The 16,960-nt window shown below is 34.4% G+C and carries 17 protein-coding genes; 3 read left to right on the top strand and 14 right to left on the bottom strand.

What is annotated here, in order from left to right; genetic code table 11:
* Positions 1-132: 132 nt before the first annotated feature.
* The 5 genes from Q5760_RS10505 to Q5760_RS10485 form a co-directional block, all read right to left on the bottom strand.
* Complete coding sequence (locus Q5760_RS10505) at positions 133-429, bottom strand: hypothetical protein (protein ID WP_428912131.1); 297 nt, start codon at positions 427-429, stop codon at positions 133-135.
* A gap of 299 nt (positions 430-728) precedes the next feature.
* Positions 729-1,010, bottom strand: a complete 282-nt coding sequence (locus Q5760_RS10500; RefSeq protein ID WP_428912130.1) for a hypothetical protein — start codon at positions 1,008-1,010, stop codon at positions 729-731.
* Positions 1,011-1,148: 138 nt separating this feature from the next.
* Positions 1,149-1,562, bottom strand: coding sequence for a hypothetical protein (locus Q5760_RS10495; protein WP_428912129.1), 414 nt, complete (start codon positions 1,560-1,562; stop codon positions 1,149-1,151).
* Positions 1,563-1,900: 338 nt separating this feature from the next.
* On the bottom strand, positions 1,901-3,100 hold the full coding sequence (locus tag Q5760_RS10490) for an MFS transporter (protein ID WP_428912128.1): 1,200 nt from the start codon (positions 3,098-3,100) through the stop codon (positions 1,901-1,903).
* A 181-nt stretch (positions 3,101-3,281) separates the two neighbouring features.
* Complete coding sequence (locus tag Q5760_RS10485) at positions 3,282-4,223, bottom strand: SMP-30/gluconolactonase/LRE family protein (protein WP_428912127.1); 942 nt, start codon at positions 4,221-4,223, stop codon at positions 3,282-3,284.
* A 226-nt stretch (positions 4,224-4,449) separates the two neighbouring features.
* Here Q5760_RS10485 and Q5760_RS10480 point away from each other — a divergent pair, with 226 nt between their 5' ends.
* Positions 4,450-5,040, top strand: a complete 591-nt coding sequence (locus Q5760_RS10480; protein WP_428912126.1) for a TetR/AcrR family transcriptional regulator C-terminal domain-containing protein — start codon at positions 4,450-4,452, stop codon at positions 5,038-5,040.
* A 919-nt stretch (positions 5,041-5,959) separates the two neighbouring features.
* Here the strand turns inward: Q5760_RS10480 and Q5760_RS10475 are convergent.
* From Q5760_RS10475 to Q5760_RS10455, 5 genes are all read right to left on the bottom strand, one after another.
* Positions 5,960-8,479 carry an ABC transporter permease gene (locus Q5760_RS10475; RefSeq protein WP_428912125.1) on the bottom strand — a complete coding sequence of 840 codons (2,520 nt, stop codon included), beginning with the start codon at positions 8,477-8,479 and terminating at the stop codon, positions 5,960-5,962.
* A complete protein-coding gene (locus tag Q5760_RS10470) occupies positions 8,476-9,228 on the bottom strand; it encodes an ABC transporter ATP-binding protein (protein WP_428912124.1) in 753 nt (250 codons plus the stop codon). Before Q5760_RS10470 ends, Q5760_RS10475 begins: the two co-directional genes overlap by 4 nt.
* Before the next feature lie 241 nt (positions 9,229-9,469).
* Positions 9,470-10,864: a sensor histidine kinase gene (locus Q5760_RS10465; protein WP_428912123.1), complete on the bottom strand. Its 1,395-nt coding sequence runs from the start codon at positions 10,862-10,864 to the stop codon at positions 9,470-9,472.
* A gap of 3 nt (positions 10,865-10,867) precedes the next feature.
* Positions 10,868-11,569 (bottom strand): response regulator transcription factor, encoded by a 702-nt coding sequence (locus tag Q5760_RS10460; protein ID WP_428912122.1) that lies wholly within the window; start codon positions 11,567-11,569, stop codon positions 10,868-10,870.
* A gap of 387 nt (positions 11,570-11,956) precedes the next feature.
* Positions 11,957-12,160: a hypothetical protein gene (locus tag Q5760_RS10455; RefSeq protein WP_428912121.1), complete on the bottom strand. Its 204-nt coding sequence runs from the start codon at positions 12,158-12,160 to the stop codon at positions 11,957-11,959.
* Between the two features lie 46 nt (positions 12,161-12,206).
* Here Q5760_RS10455 and Q5760_RS10450 point away from each other — a divergent pair, with 46 nt between their 5' ends.
* Entirely contained in the window at positions 12,207-12,404 is a 198-nt protein-coding gene (locus Q5760_RS10450) for a hypothetical protein (protein WP_428912120.1), read from the top strand.
* A 461-nt stretch (positions 12,405-12,865) separates the two neighbouring features.
* Here the strand turns inward: Q5760_RS10450 and Q5760_RS10445 are convergent, their stop codons facing one another.
* The 4 genes from Q5760_RS10445 to Q5760_RS10430 form a co-directional block, all read right to left on the bottom strand.
* Entirely contained in the window at positions 12,866-13,288 is a 423-nt protein-coding gene (locus Q5760_RS10445; RefSeq protein ID WP_428912119.1) for a DUF1801 domain-containing protein, read from the bottom strand.
* 445 nt (positions 13,289-13,733) lie between these two features.
* Positions 13,734-14,216, bottom strand: coding sequence for a hypothetical protein (locus tag Q5760_RS10440; protein WP_428912118.1), 483 nt, complete (start codon positions 14,214-14,216; stop codon positions 13,734-13,736).
* 198 nt (positions 14,217-14,414) lie between these two features.
* On the bottom strand, positions 14,415-14,615 hold the full coding sequence (locus tag Q5760_RS10435; RefSeq protein ID WP_428912544.1) for a gamma-glutamylcyclotransferase: 201 nt from the start codon (positions 14,613-14,615) through the stop codon (positions 14,415-14,417).
* Positions 14,616-14,823: 208 nt separating this feature from the next.
* Positions 14,824-15,819, bottom strand: coding sequence for a GTPase (locus Q5760_RS10430; RefSeq protein ID WP_428912117.1), 996 nt, complete (start codon positions 15,817-15,819; stop codon positions 14,824-14,826).
* Between the two features lie 558 nt (positions 15,820-16,377).
* Between Q5760_RS10430 and Q5760_RS10425 the strand changes: the two genes are divergently transcribed.
* Complete coding sequence (locus Q5760_RS10425; RefSeq protein ID WP_428912116.1) at positions 16,378-16,959, top strand: DUF4352 domain-containing protein; 582 nt, start codon at positions 16,378-16,380, stop codon at positions 16,957-16,959.
* The last annotated feature ends 1 nt before the right edge of the window (position 16,960 follow it).

Below are 16,960 nucleotides of genomic sequence, written 5' to 3'. Positions count from 1 at the left end.
ACAATCTGGCCCAATTGTTTAGCAATGATAAACACCACTCTTCAATCTACTGCCCTTTTAATAAATTCAAAAAGATAGAGTGCATATCCTTCTTTAAGATAAGCACCCGTTAATTAAACAGTTGTTCCTTGTTCATTCTAAAAATAAATTCAAAACGAAAGGGTATATGTATTGTAAAGTAAGAATAAAGAAAGCAATCAAGCCTATTACGGATATTAAAAACACCCAAACTTTTTTTATCCTTAACTGTACAAAAGCAGATACCAACACAAGAATTATAAAAATTCCAATCATTGAACCCCAACCCCAATTATAAATTGGGTCTCGGTCTGGGTCTGGTGCAGCAATGCTAAACATTGGACCTATACCAATAAGAGCTACCAATATGAATATCAATCCGTGTACCAAATATACAGTTGCCTTAAACAATTAAACCACCTGCTCTCTCCATTCTCAATCGTTAGTTAAACTATTCTTACTCCCTTAAATGGTCCGTTTGTTGAACAAAACCTAAACAATTTTCTACCTGTATTTTACCATAAGAACACTTTATCCTTCTTGCACTAAACTGCCCGTTAGATTAAGTACATTTTTTCACAATCCTTTCGGTATAATTATTCAAGATTATGGTCCTAAAATGAAAATGAGCACTTATCCTTGTTTGAGGATAGCGCCCTTTTTTTAATAAAATGTGATTAATGCCGTCTATACTTCTCTACTTTCAATTATCATTGTGCCACTGGTGAAGGTTGCTTTTCCCAATCAGTTGGTCCTTGGTTTGGTTCAATATACTTTCTCCAATATTCACCAGTTTTCTTATCAAATATAATTACATTTTGTTCATTAGCTGAAATAAAATCATATCTATATTGTTCTCCCGATTTTGTACCACCATCATTTGTCGAATATCTAATAGCACTCGAAATAGTAAACGCAGAAAATAATATGCATACACCTAAAAGAACTATTGCACCCGTCAATGCTAATTTTGGTTTTTTCTCCCTCAACACAATTCCCCCTAATGAATAGACTAATTCTAATATATTTTAATTGTAACATTCCGACCTCTTGTTATTAAACAATCTGGGAGCCCAATAAAATAGAGTGCTACTCCTTCTTAAAGGACAGGCATGCAGTTAGCGCAAAAATTATTTTAAATAATTTTTTCTCGTTCCGTATCTTCTACGGTAAACGAATTTTCTTAAATCAATGTCTTTTAAATTCCCGTCATAACACAAGAAGAGTAAAGATTGTAACTCTTTATAGTTCTCCATGACAAAAAGAGCGAACTCCTTTCGTTCGCTCTTCATTTTCATTTTCATTTCTTCCATTGATAGGATGTTGTTAAGCTTGTCTTGGTAATAGCCTTTCGTATCTTCCCATTTTTCTTTGCGATTCACCAAAATATCCTGACCATACTTCGGTAATTTTTCAATAACAACGTCGATATATCCCTCTGACCACATTAACATTTTATCCTTTTCTGGAAGCTCAAGCACCATTTTTAACAATTCCGTTTCATCCATATCTTTTTCACTTGCATATTTTCCAACACGATTCATGTTATCACCCCAAATATGAATCTCTTTTGGTCTTAGTTTGTAACAAAATAACCCATTTAAGTCTGGATGTATTATTAAGGCTTATATGAAATGATTTGATGGATGAAGAATATTAAAAAATAAAAGCAACGAAAAAAATACTCACAACCGTGACATGCAACAATCTGAAAAACTTGGTTAGAGCGGTTTGAGCTTTTGATTTTGAAAAAATCCCGTCCTCGGCCAAGATCCAAGTAAAATAGGCTGGAAAGATACGGTTAGGGTTGAAGCGGGTTAATTACTCCCATGCTTTATATAAAAAGTCGATAGTCATCAAGATGGACTACCGACTCTTTATTTTAAGCTACCAATGTATTTTGTTTTCTTAAGGAAGCCTTTTTTCCGTGTAAAAAATAATACAAAGCCAACGATAAGAAAACAAGTACGGCTAAGGTTAGATACATTCCCCGGAACCCAACATACGGAACAATCACACCAATGATAAAGGGACCCAATCCCATTCCCCCATCCATAAAAATGAAGAAGGTCGAGGTTGCTAATCCCACTCGATGTCTGGGCGCCTCTTTTACCGCAATCGCTTGAGCAGCGGATACGATCGTTCCATAGCCAGCCGCTAGCAGAATCCCGGCTAGAAGAAGAATAAAGCCGTTCTGTGTGACCCCAATCAATAGTAAGCATATTGAAAAGAGAAGGATGGCTGGATACATAATAAAATTATCTCCCCTGGTGTCCTGTAGCCTTCCAGCAATCGGTCGTGAAATAAAAAGAAATACTGCATATACAAGGAAGAAGAGACTAGCAGCTTCTTCGAGTTGGATTTCAATTGCATATAAATTCATAAAAGATATGATGCTTGAATAGCTAATCCCCATTACAATTAAAAGAACCGAAATGGGTACAGCTTTTTTTTCAAAGAAATCTTGTAATCTCACCCCTTTTTTCATGGATTCTAGTTGTTCTTCTGTAATGTCAGCCTTAGGGATCTTTGCGAACAGTACAATCAGTAAACTTAATACAGAAAAAGCTGTACAAGCAGTAAATATCATGTCATAGTCCGCATTTTGAATAATAAAAAGACCTAAAAATGGACCCACTGCGGTTGCAATGGTCGTGCTTAAAGCAAAATAACCAGTGCCTTCCCCCCGCCGAGAATCTGGAATCATGTCCATTACTGCAGTAGTCATCGCCGTAGTAGCGGCTCCAAAGGCAACTCCGTGAATAAAGCGAACGAAAAGCAAGAGACTTAAACCTTGAATAGGAAAATAGAGAAAAGCAGCTATTAAAAACAAAGCCAAGCTGACATAAATGACTTTTTTACGTCCAATTACCTCAAGATATTTTCCCGTTACTAATCGTGCAAATAGAGCACCAATGATAAAAATACTAGAAGCAAGACCCGCTATGCTTTCGGATGCGCGGAACTGCTCAATCGCATAGGCGGCCAATGTTGTCATTAATAAATAAAAGGTTAAAGATACAAAACAATTGGCTAAAAAAACCAGAATAAAATCTTTTGTAAACAATTTAGAGTTTGTCAATTTTATTTCCACCTCAGAAGTTATTAAGTGTACCTCTATAATCATAGGGTAATGAAAATATAGATTTTTAGATTTGTTGATTGTGCACTAATTCTCCATAAACCCTTTACCCGTATAATTGTGAAATGGATAAACAATTATACGGGTATGTAAAAGTTTACTATTTAAAATTCCAAGATCATTATTTATGAATTACTTCTTTTAAATAGCCTTGGAATCTCGTTGTTTTATATCCACCAACTTCTAATTGTGCCGAGAATAGACAGCCTGCTGTTGGTTGTTGGCTTCTTTCACTTTCAGATAAAGGTTCAGCTGAGGTTGTAATAAATAAAGTTCGTAAGTCTTCCCCACCAAATGCACAAGAGGTCACATTCTTAGTTGGTAACGTTAGGCTATCCACCCATTCTTTTTGGAACGGATCAATTTTTGCCACGACTCCCCCTTTGAAAAGGGCAACCCATAGCATCCCTTCTTGGTCAATTGTCATTCCGTCTGGTAAACCATCGGATTCTTTAAATCGATAAACGATCTGCTCGTTCGAGATTTCACCCGTTTTCGGATCATAATCAAATTGAGCGACTTCTTGATTAGCGGAATCAATATAATACATGATATTTCGAACGGGATCCCAGTCAAGCCCGTTGGAGAGGGTGACTTTATCTTTTGCTATTTTAATATCCAGGTTCTTCTCTAAACGGTAAAGACTTGCGATTTGTCCGTGGAATTCAGTATGAAGGGAATCTTGACTTTCTTTATAAACTCTAAAATCATCATTAACGGAACCAGCCCAAAGCCTTCCTTGAGGGTCGCATTTAGCATCGTTTAAAAGTAGTTTTTCATTTAAATCGTTGGGCTTTAGAAGTTCTTTCAATGTTCTTTGTTTTAAATGATAAAGGTAAAACCCATCTTTCATGATAACAATGAGTTCGTCTTTTGAGTATTTAGCGAGAGACATCGGGGATTTTTGTAATTGATAGAATGTAGCTTGATTGGTTTTAGGATGAAATTCTCTTATTTTATTTTCTGCATTATCAACCCAGAATAAACATTGGTTTTCATCATCCCACAAAGGACCTTCACCAAAAGTTGCCCGTACATGTTCAAATGGTAATACAGCTTTCATCGAACTCCTCCTCATTTTAAGGTTTTTACAAATTGTCCCCATAGGAAAAACAGCCCGTGATAATGGACAGTATGTTAATAAATGAACAATTTGTATAATTAATATGTTAAGCGTGTACACGGAATAATTTCAATAATCAGTTTTTTAAATTTGACCATTATTCAACACATTGCTCAAAATTGTTTAATAAAAACAAATGATAAAAATGAATCTTGGAGGTTTGTACATGGAAAAAAAAGAGGATCGACGTATTCAAAAAACAAGGAAAACCATTAAAAAAGCCTTTATTGAATTACTAAATGAGAAAAACTTTTGGGATATTAATGTCATTGATATTACAGAGAGAGCGGATATTAATAGAGGGACATTCTATTTACACTACCAGGACAAATTTGACCTTTTTGAAAAATACGTGGAAGAGCTTTTACATGAATTAACTTCTAAGATTAAGCGATCAAGTCTAGAAAAAGACCTGATAAAAAAGGAAACGGAGGATTTTGAGAGTAATACCTATGTTTTAATTTTCAAACATTTCCAAGAGCATTCTTCATTCTATAAACCGATACTCAGTTTTAAAGGTGGGCCCTATTTCTATACAAAATTTATAGAAGTGATCAAAGATTACTATTTACAAGAATATAATAAGCTGCCGAAACAGAATAAAAAGCAAAAGCCAGATAAAGAAATTCTAATCGATTTTGCCGCCCATGCACACCTAGGAGTCATTCATAATTGGTTACAAAAAGATATGACAAAAACACCAGAATATATGGGAGAGCAACTATCAGCACTGTTATCTTCATTGTTAATGGATTGAAACAGGGGGACGGTTCTCCTGTTCGCCTAAAATTTACCAATTCGTTATAAACTGTAAATCATTAGGAAAACACAAGTCCATTTGGCGTTTCGATTAGGAAGAAATGAGCTCTACCTATAAATAGCAACTAAAGAAAATGTGGCAGCACCAATGGGAACTACGCCAGTTACCTACACGACAAAATGAATAATCTATTACGTTTGGGAACTTTTTAACCCTCTTTATATCAATTAACCTATTTTTCTAGTCTTGATTGAGCAATACGTAATCAAAGATTTCCTGTATCAATGGATCGGTCAACCATCAGAAGGATTGGATGAGATTCTACCACTTGATTACACAGAAAAATGGAGACAGTCCCCCGCTACGGTAATACTTTATCTTATCGGGGGACTGACCCATTGACGAATATTTCTTATTTTATTTGGGGCTAGAAGCAGAAACGTTACAGTCAATCACGATCCAAACTACTGGGATTCAAATCTAATAATTCGAATATGGTTTAATAGGCGATGGATATTTTGGAGTGCTTACAAACGTATGGACGATGCGTATCAAAACATGAAAGGTTATTATTTCGATAAAGAAAAGAAAGAGGTTATCTATCAATGAACAGACCTAAACGTCATGGAATAGATAAGCATATTGTGGCTGTTTTTGCCCATCCCCCCGAAAAGGAATAAGAGCTCTTCCGAAAAGTTCATCCTCTTTAAATAAAGAATGGGCACTTCCTCAAAAAAAGCGCCCGATTATTGAATAAGTTGATACTTATTTTTGAGGCATAGTGAATGCCGCAGAATAACCTTTGCTTTCTTCAATTTTCATTAGTATTTCATTAAGGATTTCTAATGTACTTCCCAAAAACTGGAGCAAATGCTTATTTAGGTGCTTAAGTTAAGACACTAGCTATCCAGTCTATTTATTGTAACCCCTTCATTACTTCTTGTCTCGTCGCCCACAGAGCGGGAGATAAAACTGCTCCGGCACCAATCAGTGGAGAAGCAATGACTAAGCTAATCAGAAGAATAGGCATAGTATTGAATGTAGTAGCATTTAAACCTTCAAGTAAACAGTAAGCGGAAATTGTTGATAATCCTACCGCAAACATCCCAACTGTTCCCGTTAAAAGAGCTCCTTCCAGCAATAACAACGAAAATAACCTTTTCTTTGTGCTACCAAGTACTCGTAACATACTGAGCTCCTCTAATCTTTCTTTTATACTACTTGCCGAGCTGTTCATTAAACCAATCATCGTAATTACAATCATTAAACCTACTGCTAAATATAAAATGAAAATTCTCTGAAAAAACTGTTCTTCTAGTTTTTCTAATTCTTCGGCACGGTCGTAAAGCATCGTATGGTAATAGCTAGGATCTTCAAGCAGAGATTTAATTGATTCCACCGTTTCCACTTCTTTGTCATTATGGATATTCATTTCAACTCTGTATAGTGTGTCTATACCAAACATTGCTTTCATATTTTCCCTTGTTGTAAACAATCGGTATCCATCATTGATATGATCTGAGTTCGTGATGATTCCCTCTACAACAAACTCTCTTTCGTCTAAAACAGTTAAATCGTCTGACACATTTACATTAATCGTGTCTCCAAGAGTATAACCAAGCATATTGGCCGTTTCTTCTGTAAGCATCACACCATTGTCACTCATCTCAATTGCAGAAGACAAGTCTGTCCTAACATCCCCAGAATCAAAACTATATTGAATATCTGTCCCAGTAATACCTAATATGACATCTGACAATTCACTCTGATTACGGGGAAGATTTAATATTAGAAAAACAACTTCATTTGTATAATAATAGGCTTCTATACTAGGATCAGCTTCGACTACTTCATAGAAAGAGTAAGAAAATCCTTCCTCTTCAGATGAAAAGATAGAGGTCACACTTAAATCATTGGGATAAGTTTCTTTAATGATGTCAGTTGTTTCATTTTTCACAGTAGTTAGTATGACAATTCCTATAATAGAAATGGCGATACCAAGGGTAAAAATAGCTGAAAGCTGCACATTTCGGTTTAATTGTCTTAATAAGTTCCGGGCAGCTAACACACACTCTACAGGTATCTTCATAAATCTAGAGAATAAATCTAATAGCCAGACACAAAGTGCAAACATAAGCGGGATACTGATAAATGCACAGTTTAAGAACAAAATGGCATTTACGGTGTACAGCCATCTTGCTTCCAGAAAATAATTATTGATAAAAAACAAAACAAATGTAATTAAGATAACTATGATACTAATCCATATATATTTTTTTGATAGAAATTGCACTTTTGCTGAGCCTCGATATGCAACGATCGGAGGAGCTAGACTTGCTTGATAAGCAGGAACAAGAGAAGAAACTAAGATTACAATACTAAAAATCCCTATGCTCAATAACAAGTTTAACCATGGAAATACAAGCTCAACATAATCAATTTTCATTTGGTCCATAAAAAAGTCAAGCGTTCCGATAGGTAATAACATCCCAAGGATTAATCCTGCTACTAAAGATAGTAATCCCAATATTAAAGATTCCATCAGAACAAGAACTAGAATATGCCTTTTTTCAAACCCTAAAAGTCTCAACGTTGCTAATTCCTTTTGCTTCTCTTGAACAGACATGCGCATCGTACTAATGATAATCAAAGCACTAACAAGGTAAATAGCAATATTGAGACCTTGTATAATTGGTCCTAGTCCTCCAATATTCTCACGCTCATTATCAATCTCTTTTCTTTGATCAATAAAAAAATCTGGATTCAAATCACGTATTTGATCGATCACCATAGATTTATTCTCATGTCTGTCGGTTTGTATAATAACCGCGGTTGTACGTCCGTCATTTGATGTTGCTTGTTGAAGCCATCCGTACTCAAAAATAGCCATGTTAGAAAGTGCTTCATTGTCTTCTATAAAACCGGAGATAACAACCTCCTTCACTCCATTTGGTGGAAACCTCATTTCAATAGAAGAACCTATTTTAAGGTTATGTTGTTTTGCATATATTGAAGAAACCAGCACTTCGCCTTCCTTCGGGAAATCCCCTTGCGCTAATGAAACAAATGGATATTCAAATGCTAATTCATCATTCTCAAATCCTACATATATAGGTTCTCCCCACATATCCATTTCTGTTTCTTTATCTAAATAAGGATATAGAAAACGTGTTGTATTCTTAACTGCCTCTAAACCCTTTATTACTTCCATTTCATTTGGTTTAACGGAATTTTTTGCTGTCTGATACCCTACTACTAAATCAAAGTCTCCATATTGCTCTTTAATTGCCAACTCATTTGATGCTTCTAAACTGGCTATCAATACTTGGACAACAACAATTAGTGCAACCCCTAACGCAACGCCAGTCATTAAAAAAAGATTTCTACTTTTATGGGCTAACAAAAATTTTCCAGCAGTTTTAATTAATATTCTCATAGGCCTAATCCCTCAACTTTTGAAGAGATTATCCTTACCTTGTCCTGATGTTCTAATGCAGAATTGGACAAATGAAGCGTATCAGCGATTTTTCCATCAGACATAAAAACTACTCGATTTGCATAGGCCGCCACATTTGCATCATGTGTAACTAGAACTAACGTGTGATTAAATTGACTACAAAATTGTTTTAGTATATTCATCATTTCTTTTGACGTTTTGGAATCAAGGCTCCCTGTCGGTTCATCTGCCAAGATTAATTCGGGTTCATTGATCAGTGCCCTTGCGATCGCCACTCTTTGCTGTTGCCCTCCTGATAAGAGAGTAGGTTTGGATTGAATAAAGGAACCTAAACCAACTAATTTCAATAAATCAATTGCTTTTTTCTCCAAAACTCTGTTGTTTTTCTTGTTTAGCATTGCTGGGAGTGTCACATTCTCGATCACAGATAATACGGGGATTAAATTAAAAAACTGAAAAATAAACCCGATTTTTTCTCTACGTAAACGAGTCAATTCGAAGTCCGAATAACCTTTTATATTTTCATCACTTATTAACACTTCTCCTTCATCATAAGTGTCAAGCCCAGATATCATATTTAATAGCGTTGACTTTCCGGAACCACTTGTCCCCATTATGGCCACAAATTCTCCCTTCTCAACTTTTAAGTCAACTTGATTCAAAGCCATTACTTGGTTTTGACCTTGTCCATATACTTTCGAAAGTCCTTTAACTTGAAGAACTGGCATTTTTATCTCCTCCTTATATTTCTTCCAATATTATAACTAGGAGACATCATTTTTTTATCCAGCTTATATCAAGACTTTATAAAGAAACATCATCATTTTATAAAGAAATTACTAGACCTAATAAATATAGTGCAATTTGACGATATCCCTAACAATTCTCCTTCACTTTTCTTCGAAGAATGTAGAACTCCATAATAAAAACCGAAGGAACCCATTCCCTTCGGCATTTTTAATAATTCTGTTATTTCGAAGTGTTTTTCGGTAGTTTCACGACGATTTTAGCACCTTTTTCATCATCATTAGAGGCTTGGATTGTACCATTATGCTTCTGAATAATTACTTGTGCAATTGTTAAACCTAAACCCATTCTTTGACTTGTACTGAACTTTTCTTCTTCTCCTTTATAAAATGGTTTGAATAGATGCTCTAAATCCTCTTCGGCAAACCCTTTTCCATTGTCTCGAATCATAGTTTCGATAAATCCTTCACTATCTCTAATGAACACTTCAATTTTATCTTTTAGCGTGCTATGACGTATACAATTGACAAGCACATTTTCGAATGCTCTTTTTAGCAAAACATAATCACCAGCGATAGATTGGCTTGTTAGATTATTAACTTGCAGCGTAAGTTCTTTCTCTGAGATGTTAAAAAATAACATCTGTTTTAAATCGACCATCACATCGTTAACTTGAAATACTGTTATTTCTTCGAGTTTAATTTGACCTTCAATATTTGCATAATTAGCTAAAGACGTAACCAATTCATTCAGATGATTTGCTTGTTTCATACTCATTTCTAAATATAGCATTTTCTTTGATTCATTTTTAACTATTCCCTTTGTTAAGCCTTCCAAAAAACCTCGTAATGAAAAAATCGGTGTCCTTAAATCATGAACGATGGAAGACACAAAAAGCTTTCTTTCATCTTCTAAACGTTCATTATTTTCTTTTGATAGTTTAAGTTTTTTTGCCATTTCAATAAAGGCATTAGTGGTATAGTTCATTTCTTTAATATGGGAACTTGGTAAGTTTACATTATATGTCCCATTCGATATAAGCTGTGAAGATTCATTTATAGAGCGTAATGGCTTCATTAAATTTACTTGCAGAAATAATATAAAGAGTATCGCAATTATAGAAAATGTACTAATGTATATGATGAAGTCATAGTTCGTGCTTTTAAGTTGTTCTTCTGCAGGTCTAGGAAAGCTCAAATACACTGATGCAATTAACGAACTGTCTGAATAAATATTATAATGATCTAGACCAAAATAATAATGTTTAAAAAGATTTCCTGAAAGGGCTCGGTCACTTTCAATTAGTAAAGACGTATTTTTAGGCTCTCTTATACCCTTGGTATAGAGCGATTCTCCATCTTCGAAAATAATTAGCAATTCAAATTTATCTTTTTCTGCTTTTGCTTTTAATTGATCCCTCCATTCGTCATTGTAGAACTCTATCTTCTCTACATCTAATATATTTTCCTGTATCCACAAGTCTGAATCGTATGTTTGATTCTCTTTAGATGACAATACGCCTATTAGACTCGAAGCTGCCCTCGTTAGAAAGATTGGTACAGAAATTATAATAACTAGACTCAATAAGATAAATACCCTAAAACTTAACTTTGTCATCTTTTATCCTCTCGCTCTTTTAAGCAATTGGTATCCAACTGATCTAACTGTTTTTATCTCAGGAACAGATGAAAAAGGAGCTAACTTTTCTCTTAAGTTTGCAACATGGACGCGTACACTATGGAAGCCCGTTACCTCGTCATTCCATATTCTTTCGATGATTTGCTCGTATGTTAGCACATTCCCTTCATTTTCCATGAAGTATTGTAGCAAATCAAACTCGATTGTCGTTAGTTCAACTTCTTTATTCGCTGCTTTCACTGACCTTGAATCTTGATTTAATTCAAGTTGATCGACAGATAAAACTCTCTGTGATTCTTTGGCTTTCCGTAAATACATACCAATTCGTCTTTCAAGTGCCTTGACCCTTGCCACTATTTCGCTTGGACTAGCAGTTTTGACAATGTAATCATCAGCTCCAAGCGTAAGACCTCTTATTTTATCTGCATCGGTTTGATATGCACTTAAAAATATAATAGGAACTTCTGATTCTTTTCGGATCCTCTTACAAAGTGCAAAACCGTCTATCCCGGGCATCATAATGTCTAAAATAACACAATCTAATTTCACTTGACTTAAAAGGGATTCTGCCTCTTTAGCATTTTTAGCACTATAAACATTGTAGTTTTCCATTTCTAGAAAATCAGTCATCAATTGTATAATTTCTATATGATCATCAACAATTAGGATATTCCTAAAAGACAATTTAACCACCTCTAATAGCTTATTTTTAATCACCTAAAGTCTTCAGTATTTGATTTTGTTCTACTTTATAGACTAACACTTCCTGCATTGGTTATCCCTATCAAATTTAACGGTTCCACTTTGAAATCTTTAAATAATTTGAACAGATCCCATCCGCAATCCCACGAATATCTGATTTAGCGTTATTCGAATATTAAGTAATAAATTTATTTAACGAAAAATGCGTGTTAGCGGGATAGTTTTGATCAAACTTTATTCCAAACCTAAATTAACCTTTTGGAAAATTTCTTGAACCAACTAAAACCTCCTTAAATGAACTGTATATGCAGATATTACGAAATTTATCTTCAGTCATTGGTGTACTGTTTTTCTCGGTTACCCGATTAATCATTCTTGTACCTTTGACATATAGGCAAAAGCGTTTTTTAGAAAAGTTGTTTCTTCTTCCGTGAAGCGGTTGAGTATATTGGGTTCGTCATGGTGTTCAGTTGACTTTATTTCTTCTGTTTCTATCTTTAATAACGTTAGATTAGAAAGACCTACCAACTGTTTGATTAATTTGAATGCTTCATCAAGTTTTTTTAAATTCATAAATAATGAAAAATATTCTTTATCCAAATTTACCCTTTCTTCACTTGTGAAATTCGAAGCAAATATGCCTCATTTAGGTCAAGATTTGTTCAATGCCTATGCTAAATTAGAAACAGGTGAGGAACTAACTTCAATCGAAAGTGCATTGCTTGAAGCGGTAACGAAATCACGTGAAGCGTTAACACCAGTAGACGTAGTCGTATTTGCGTTCCCTTTATGGAACTTAACGATTCCAACAGCGTAAACAATCATTTATTGATTACGATACTGGTTATTCATTTAAGTTTAATGAAAAAGGTCAGGAAATTGGATTAATGACGGATAAGAAGTATATCTTATTATCAGCACGTGGCGGTTTTTATTCAAGCCCAGAAAGAGCACCACTAGAAATGGCATCTTCTTATACGGAATAATATCATCGGTGGCGTTTATTGGATGGAAAAAGTAGATGAAGTTATTATTGAGGGGCATGGTGCAGATCCTGCGAACAGAGAGGTGATTATTAATGAAGATTCGCATTTTCTATTTAGTTACCAAGCTCTATGATGAAATTACGAGCTTCTAACATAAATATCCATTCCCTTAAAGGTTATTCCACAATCTGGCCCTATAATGGAATAACTAAAACATAATCCCAATCTTAAAATCAATTAATTCTTTATTCACTAAAGCTACCCGTTAATGGAAGAAGGGGCATCATCCATCTTAAATAACTTTGAGCCACTTTGTTATTATTTCTCTAAGCTTTTCTTCTTTAGCTTTAACGTCATTTTTATCAGTAAATTTCATCATAGCTCTGTCTACTGCTTTCCATTCTAATATACCACTAGGATCTACAATCAGAGGTTCATTGGTCTTTCTGTCTTTTACCTTAGCACCACAATGAAATACAAGTCGAATAAATCCTTTTCCATGAAGATTAAATGTAATTCGGTCTTCACCTTCATAACAGAAACTAGGGGCATTCCATTTAATATGTTCAGTAATTTTATCATCAGTGCTTAAAATGATACTTCGAACCTCTTCTATTTCTTCTTTAAATGGATGTTCAAGGTTGTTCATAAATTCTGCTACTTGTTCAGGACCAGACAACTTCTTACTTTCACCTAATTTTTTATTTGTTGTCATTATTATTTAGCCACCTCTTAATAAATTTCTTTTTTACATTTTTATTCCCTATATATTACCAAATAAGGTGATTTTATTAAACTAATCTTCCCTTTCGTTTAAGTGAAAGTTATCACGATCTCTTAATCCATAACAATTTTTCTTTAAATAAGTTATTCAATTATCTGGCCCGATTGTTGAAGAGCATTTATGCTTCTTACAGAAGAAAAAGTTACCCGTTAGTACAGACAAAAAAAGAGCGTTAATAATAAAAGATCCCATTAACGCTCCCAAACGATTTCTATATGATTTATAGCCCATTCATCATTAAACTGTTTAATATTGGGAATCGAAACATTTTACTTCCAACGTTGTCCGTGATCATTTTGTTCCAAACTTTAATCAATATATTAAGGCTCTAGTGCACTGTTATTACATTTTTAAATCAAAAAAAGACAGTCACACATTATTGTTTACTTCTTAGAATTTCAGCCACTGTCTTGTTCATGGTATAAATCACGGTTTTTTTGTAAAATGCCGCTATACGCAGCACCCTTATTTGTTCAGATCGGGATAGTTTTTGAAAACGAGGCTCTTGTTTCAAAAAGGATCGAACGATTAACCAACTGGTTGGCGCTAAAGGAAAGTCATCTAAGGGTTGTTTGTGCCGTAATCTCAAACGATATAACCACGATATCATTCTGGTGGAATCACTTTTATCTACAATACATGGAGCATAAATATTTTTGGTGTGTTTTTTAAGGGTTTCGAATCGTTCTTCACCGCTAACAATGATATAGCTACCATCCTTGTAATTTTTTTTCACAACCAAAACATACATCATGCAGTCCCACATTAACCTCTGAAGTTTCTTCATGTGCTTTGTGATTTTCAGGGATAAGTCAGGTTTGATTTTGTTCAGTGGTATATACTCTATTGTAAATTTCATACGCAGCCCTCCTGTTTTATAAATGTATATCGCCTAAATTTCTTTGCAGCAGGTGCGTGGTATTGGTAAAGGGTAACTTTAATTCTTCTTTTTTAACGTTGGAATTTATTATGGCTATGAAGTCAAAATGTTAACCTAAACGTAAGTCTCTTTTAGAAGATATGTATGAATGGATCGCATGTCACATTCGAAGTAAGATCAAGAACTACCTTTTAAATTTATGACAACCACAATATTATTCTGTGGGTTCCGATGCAAATACCTAGACCGCAACAATTCGGTATCCGTTACAGAGTATAATTCACCATAAACGTGGGAGGATGCGGATTGTTTCATTGCTGGATAACCATATCCCGAGTCGAACAATTTCCCGTTGGTCCAGCATTGTTCTGCAAAGATATCTAAATTCCTTTTAAATATTAAACCCTTAAAGTTAATTTAAACCCCTACAATTGGTTTGTAGGGGTTTTGTCTTTTACAAAACTTATGAAAATACGTTAATTGATTTTGCTTTGGCAGTATGTTCAATAGTAACCTCAAATCATTACCATGACTTTGTACCAAAATTTATCTCGATAATGCTTTATATCCCTTGTATCTCGTGTCTTTATATGTCCTCTTTTTCTTTCATATATGTTTTAGATAAAGTTTTTAATATATCGGCATTAAGTTCAATATTATTTTCATAAGCATACTTAATTGCATATCCCAATCCAAAGGTCATACTCCCTGCAATACTTGCACCAACTATAGACCCAGCACCAGGAATAAACTTAATAGCTTGTCTGAATAAACTTTTTCCTATATTGCCAGTAAACGTTGCTATTGCTAACTCCCTTGCTCTATCCTTAGTTAAAGGCTTTTCATATAATGTTGCTAATTTTACCATTAGACCAACCTGAATACCTGTTATTGGAACTACATCTGAACCAGGAATTGGTGAGGCTCCTATTCCAGCGGCAGTTGTTGCTGCAGCTACTATCCATTTGTTAGCTATTGATGATTTTTCCTTAATATGTTTAGCGAAAAGAATATCTTTTTTTACATCCTTTAGGATGTCCACTATTGCATTTCTCAGCATTTCAATATTTTCGCCTGTCTTCGAAGATATTGGTACAACTTTATAGTCGTAATTCGTTTTATCTTGTACATATTTAACAAGATTTGGTATATTTTCAGCAGCATCAATTTTGTTCATAACAATTATAACCTTTTTATTAATTTTACTGATGTTTTGAAAGTGCTTTTTCTCACCTTCTGAGAATACAGTACCTGCAGCGTTTAGGAAAAATAATATTATGTCTGCCTCTTTGAAAAATCTGATAGTTTCTTCTGAATTTTTATTATTAATATCATCTAACCCTGGTGTATCTGCGAAAATTATCTTGTCTTTGTATTTATATTTATTAACTATTATTGTTTCTCCTGGTTCCGATCCAACAGATGCTACTTCATCGCCAATTATTCGGTTTATTGTAGAGGATTTTCCTGCATTAACGTCACCAATCATTGCAAAGATAATTTCTTTGTCCAACTGTTGATTTACGTTATTCATTTCTTGTTCAAACGATTCTTCAAAACTTTCTTCATCGAATTTATTCAAAGTATCTTGTCCCCTTTGTCTAAATTTCGGCTAGGTGTTTAAAAACAATTAAGTTTTTCTAGGTGTTATAGTTCTCTGATATACTCCTACATATGCCCAGATTTTTAAATTACAAAAAATAGAAGATTGAAACATCCTTGCGAAAAGGTACTGGGGAATTTTTTTGGCACAGCAAAATCTACCATATTAAACTGCGTTCGCGATGATTACTCAATTCTTTTTAAGCTAATAAAGCAGTTTCATCGATCGGTAAAGTCTGCCCAAAATAAAAAGGAATTCATACATTGACTGTTCAAAATAAACATAAAGAGCTTGCTTATCTTAAAGTGGACCTACAACCTTATTCTATTTGTTTCTGTATTTGAACCCGAACCAATAATTAATGAGAAATTGCACTCAAACTATCGAAGCAGATTAGTTAGCTGTATATGTACATCGATCTCAGTGAAAGGAGCTTTTTACAAAAGCAAGTGAAGTAGTCATCTTAGGATGGTTTTTTTGGTGGCGCATAATGCAATTTGTATAAAACCATAATAACGTTGAAAGGAGGTTTTATATTTGGCTAAAGAAAGAAAACCGATTTGGAAGCGTTGGTGGTTTTGGATACTAATAATTATAATCATTGGAATCGCATCTTGTGGTGGTGGTGATGAAGATACGGGTACAGAGCAACAGGTAGAAGAACAAGGTGATACCTCCGCAAAGGAAGAAGAAACAAAAGAAGAACTTTTAAGTGTCGGTCAGCCAGTTAAGACTGGAGATTTTGAATATGTAGTCAAGGGCTCAAGTGAGACAAATGAAATTAAAAGCGATAATCAATTTATAGACAGTAAAACAACAACAGGAAAATTTATTGTCGTTGATTATTCTGTAAAAAATCTTGATTCAGAGGCTCGAATGGTCGATGCGGGACTATTTAGAATTAAATCGGGAGGAAACGAATTTAAACCAATGCAGGATGGAGATATTATGATGTTACTAGGAGATGCTAATTTGTTCCTAGAAGAGGTTAATCCTCAAATGTCCAGAGAAGGAAAAATTGTATTTGAGGTACCTGCCGATCTAGCCACTTACGATTTGCAACTCTCATCAGGATTAGGATGGTCCGGTGGAGAATATAAGACAGTTAAATTGAAATAGT

It is taken from the genome of Niallia sp. Kr1 (genome assembly GCF_050389805.1).
Classification (GTDB): Bacteria; Bacillota; Bacilli; order Bacillales; family Cytobacillaceae; genus Bacillus_BD.
This window is presented reverse-complemented; position numbering and strand designations above follow the sequence as displayed.